The following is a 3,793-nucleotide window of genomic DNA, read 5'->3' as shown; positions in this document are numbered from 1 at the left end:
TCTGCCGCCCGCGCTTTTCCGCCGCCGTGCGGTGCACCAGCATGGAGAGCGCGTCGACCGGCTCCTCATTGACCAGGATCGACATCTTCACCAAGTCGCCTTCCCGGTAGTCGGTGAGGTGATAGTCGAACGAAGCGTAGCCCTTGGAGATCGACTTCAGCCGGTCGTAGAAATCGAAGACGACTTCGTTGAGCGGCAGATCATAGATCAGCATGGCGCGCTTGCCGACATAGGAGAGGTCAGCCTGGATGCCGCGCCGGTCCTGGCAGAGCTTCAATATGCCACCGAGATAGTCGTCGGGGGTCAATATCGTGGCGCGGATCCACGGCTCCTCGATCGCCGAAATCTTCACCACGTCGGGCATGTCGGCCGGGTTGTGCAGCTCCTTCATCGAACCGTCGGTCAGAGCCAGCCGGTAGACGACGCTCGGTGCCGTGGCGATCAGGTCGAGGTTGAACTCGCGCTCCAGCCGCTCCTGGATGATTTCGAGATGCAGCAGGCCAAGGAAGCCGCAGCGATAGCCGAAGCCGAGGGCCGCGCTGGTTTCCATTTCAAAGGAGAAGCTGGCGTCGTTGAGGCGCAATTTGCCGACCGCGGCGCGCAGATCCTCGAAATCGGCGGCGTCGACCGGGAACAGGCCGCAGAACACCACCGGCTGCGCCGGCTTGAAGCCGGGCAGCGCCTTGGCGGTGGTGCGCTTGTCCTCGGTGATGGTGTCGCCGACGCGGGTGTCGGCCACTTCCTTGATCGAGCCGGTGAAGAAGCCGAATTCGCCAGGGCCGAGCTCGTCGACATTGATGCGGGCCGGCGTGAACACGCCGGTACGCTCGACCAGATGTTTTGCGCCGGTGCCCATCATGCGGATGGTCTGGCCCTTTTTCAAAACGCCGTCGATGACGCGCACCAGCACGATGACGCCGAGATAGGCGTCGTACCAGCTGTCGACCAGCATCGCCTTCAGGGGTGCGGTGGCGTCACCTTCGCGCGGCGGCGGCAATTGGTGGACGATGGCTTCCAGAACGTCGGGAATGCCGAGACCGGTCTTGGCCGAGATCAGCACGGCGTTGGAGGCGTCGATGCCGATCACCTCCTCGACCTGCTCGCGGATGCGCTCGGGCTCGGCGGCCGGCAGGTCGACCTTGTTCAGCACGACGACGATCTCGTGATTGTTGTCGATGGCCTGGTAGACATTGGCCAGCGTCTGCGCCTCGACGCCTTGAGAGGCATCGACGACCAGCAGCGAACCCTCGCAGGCGGCCAGCGAACGCGACACTTCATAGGCGAAGTCGACGTGGCCGGGCGTGTCGATCAAATTGAGGATATAGTCCTCGCCATTGTTGGCGTGGTACTTCAGCCGCACCGTCTGCGCCTTGATGGTGATGCCGCGCTCGCGCTCGATGTCCATCGAGTCCAGCACCTGCTCCTTCATGTCGCGCAGCTCCAGTCCGCCGGTCAGCTGGATCAGCCTGTCGGCAAGCGTGGATTTGCCATGGTCGATATGGGCGACGATGGAGAAATTGCGGATATGGTCGAGGGGCGTGCTCATGGCGCGCGTTTAGCAGGGGTGGCTTGCCCGAGCAAGCGGCTGGCTGCCGCCGCACATCTGGTGCGGCCCGTTGCCCGGCAAGCCGTACAGCCGCTGCCGGGAAGGCAGAGCAGGCGGCTGCCGGGCAAGCGGTGCGGGCGCTTGTCGCCTTTTCCCCCGGATTGCTCGAAAAATCGATAAATTTTAACCACGCCTGTTAGAGCATAATTTGCGATCGGCATGTTAGCGGGGGGAAATATCTCATGTAAGGACGAAGGCATGCGGGGGCTTGCAGGCAGTTTTATCGAGTCGCGGAGCGGCTCGTTCGCACCGATACTTGTTCTCGCCATGATACCGCTGATCACCGCGATCGGCTTTTCCGTCGACTACACCTCCGGGGTTCAGACCAGGTCGACCGAGCAGGCGGCACTCGACGCCGCGATCCTGTCGATCACCACGATGGACACGGCCTCGACGAAGCCGCAGCGCCAGGTGGTGCTCCAGGATACCTACAGAGAAAACGGCGGACAGGGCACCGCGACCTTGAACAGCTTCGACGTCAGCGCCAACGGCACCGCCACCGCGCAGGCCTCGGCGAGTTTCGCCATGAAGACCGTGTTCATGCAGATCGCCAGTATCCCCACGGTGGCGATCGGCGTCACGTCGGCGGTGAACAAGGCGCCAGCTTTGGTGGAGGCGACCTTCAAGGTCACCGGCGTGTCGGGCTACTGGAACAAGACAATGACGCTCTACGGCACGATGTTCGGTGCGAAAGAGGGCAAGCCTCTGATGACGATCGATTACAAATACGGCGGCGGCACGGATCCCAAAGGGTACGGCACCACCACCGTCAGCAAGATCGACAGTCTGGGCGTCGCCACGGTTGCCCAGACGCAGGTTTGCAAGGTCGGCAAAAAGGCGCCTGACGGGGTGACGCTCAACACAGACCAGTTTGGCACGAAATATTACTGTGTCGACACGATGGCTGCCGGCAACACCGCCGGTGCCTCAATCGACGTCAGCCAGATGGCTGGCCTATATCTGCAGATGAACGTCCCATCTGGCAATCCGCAAAACCTCTATTCGAACGATCCGGCCACGTCCAACCGGCTCTATAGCTCGACAAGCAAGGACATCCCCCCGGCCGAAATGGCGACCGGCCAGATCGTTGATATCTTTGGCCTCGTTCCTTGTGGCTCGACAGCCTACCAGGCCTGGGAAGACGGCGGCAACAAGGTCCCGGCGCCCGTCAGCAACGCCGACTTCTTCTACAACGTCACCGGCAAGTGCGACTTCAACAAGCGGCCCAACAACACGCGGCTGACGCAGTAGAAGCTGCTCTTCTTGCCTTCTTCCCTTGTGGGAGAAGGAAGAACGCTAGCGATCACAAACATGTGAGCGCTGTAACGAAGGCGCCGACAGCGGCGAAGTGGGGATATCAGCGGTGCTTCCAGGCGCCGCTGCCCACGGAGCAAGCCGATGTCCCGCAAGTTCGTCACAGTGTCCAGCCTCTCAGCGCTCGCGCTGGCGGCGTCGCTCGGTGCGGCGGCCGCGCAGCCGCTCAGCGTGGTCGAGCTGTTCACCAGCCAGGGCTGCTCGTCCTGCCCGCCGGCCAACGCCAATCTGATCAGGGTCAAGGACCAGCCCGGCGTGCTGGCGCTGTCGTTCAACGTCACCTACTGGGACTATCTCGGCTGGAAGGACATTTTTGGAAAACAGGAATTCACCCGGCGCCAGGTCAGTTACGAGCCGGCGCTCGGCCATGACGGCCCGTTCACGCCGCAAGTGGTGGTCAACGGCCATGCCGATGTCGTCGGCGCCGCACCCGGCGAGATCGAAAAGCTGATCTCGGTGAGCGGCCGGACGCGTGGCCCGGCATTGTCCCTCGATGGCGGCAAGATCAGCATCGGCGCCGGCGCCGCACCTGGCGGCCACGCCGATGTCTGGCTGGTGCACTATGCCAAGGGCGTCGTCGAGGTGCCGGTGTCGCGCGGCGAAAACACCGGCCGCACCTTGCCGCACGCCAATGTCGTGCATGCGCTCGAAAAACTCGGCGGCTGGACCGGCGCGGCCGCGACGTATCCGCTGCCCGCCACATCCGGCGGCCTGAGCACCGCCGTGCTCGTGCAGTCGCCCGGTGGCGGACCGATCCTGGCCGCCGCGACAAACTAGATCACGCTTCAACAAGAGATTGCGCAACGCCGCATGGAGCGGCGCCGCATAGCACGGCCGCCAAGAGGGCGCGCCTTCACGACCAACCCAAGGAGA

Annotated in this window: 3 protein-coding genes; 2 read left to right on the top strand and 1 reads right to left on the bottom strand. The window is 63.2% G+C overall.

The annotated features are described in order from the left end of the window. The coding region (gene lepA, locus EOD15_RS30425) for a translation elongation factor 4 (protein WP_127409126.1) at positions 1 to 1,546 on the bottom strand (1,546 nt) is incomplete at its 3' end. 258 nt (positions 1,547 to 1,804) lie between these two features. On the opposite strand from lepA, the gene EOD15_RS30420 reads away from it, so the two are divergent. Together EOD15_RS30420 and EOD15_RS30415 are read left to right on the top strand one after the other, a co-directional pair. Further along, a complete protein-coding gene (locus tag EOD15_RS30420; protein WP_127319761.1) occupies positions 1,805 to 2,857 on the top strand; it encodes a TadE/TadG family type IV pilus assembly protein in 1,053 nt (350 codons plus the stop codon). Positions 2,858 to 3,004: 147 nt separating this feature from the next. Continuing rightward, on the top strand, positions 3,005 to 3,697 hold the full coding sequence (locus EOD15_RS30415; protein WP_127319763.1) for a DUF1223 domain-containing protein: 693 nt from the start codon (positions 3,005 to 3,007) through the stop codon (positions 3,695 to 3,697). Positions 3,698 to 3,793 lie beyond the last annotated feature (96 nt).

The sequence above is a fragment of the Mesorhizobium sp. M7A.T.Ca.US.000.02.2.1 genome (assembly GCF_003996995.1).
Classification (GTDB): Bacteria; Pseudomonadota; Alphaproteobacteria; order Rhizobiales; family Rhizobiaceae; genus Mesorhizobium.
The sequence above is the reverse complement of the archived record's forward strand: the minus strand, read 5'-3'. Positions and strand labels throughout refer to the sequence as shown.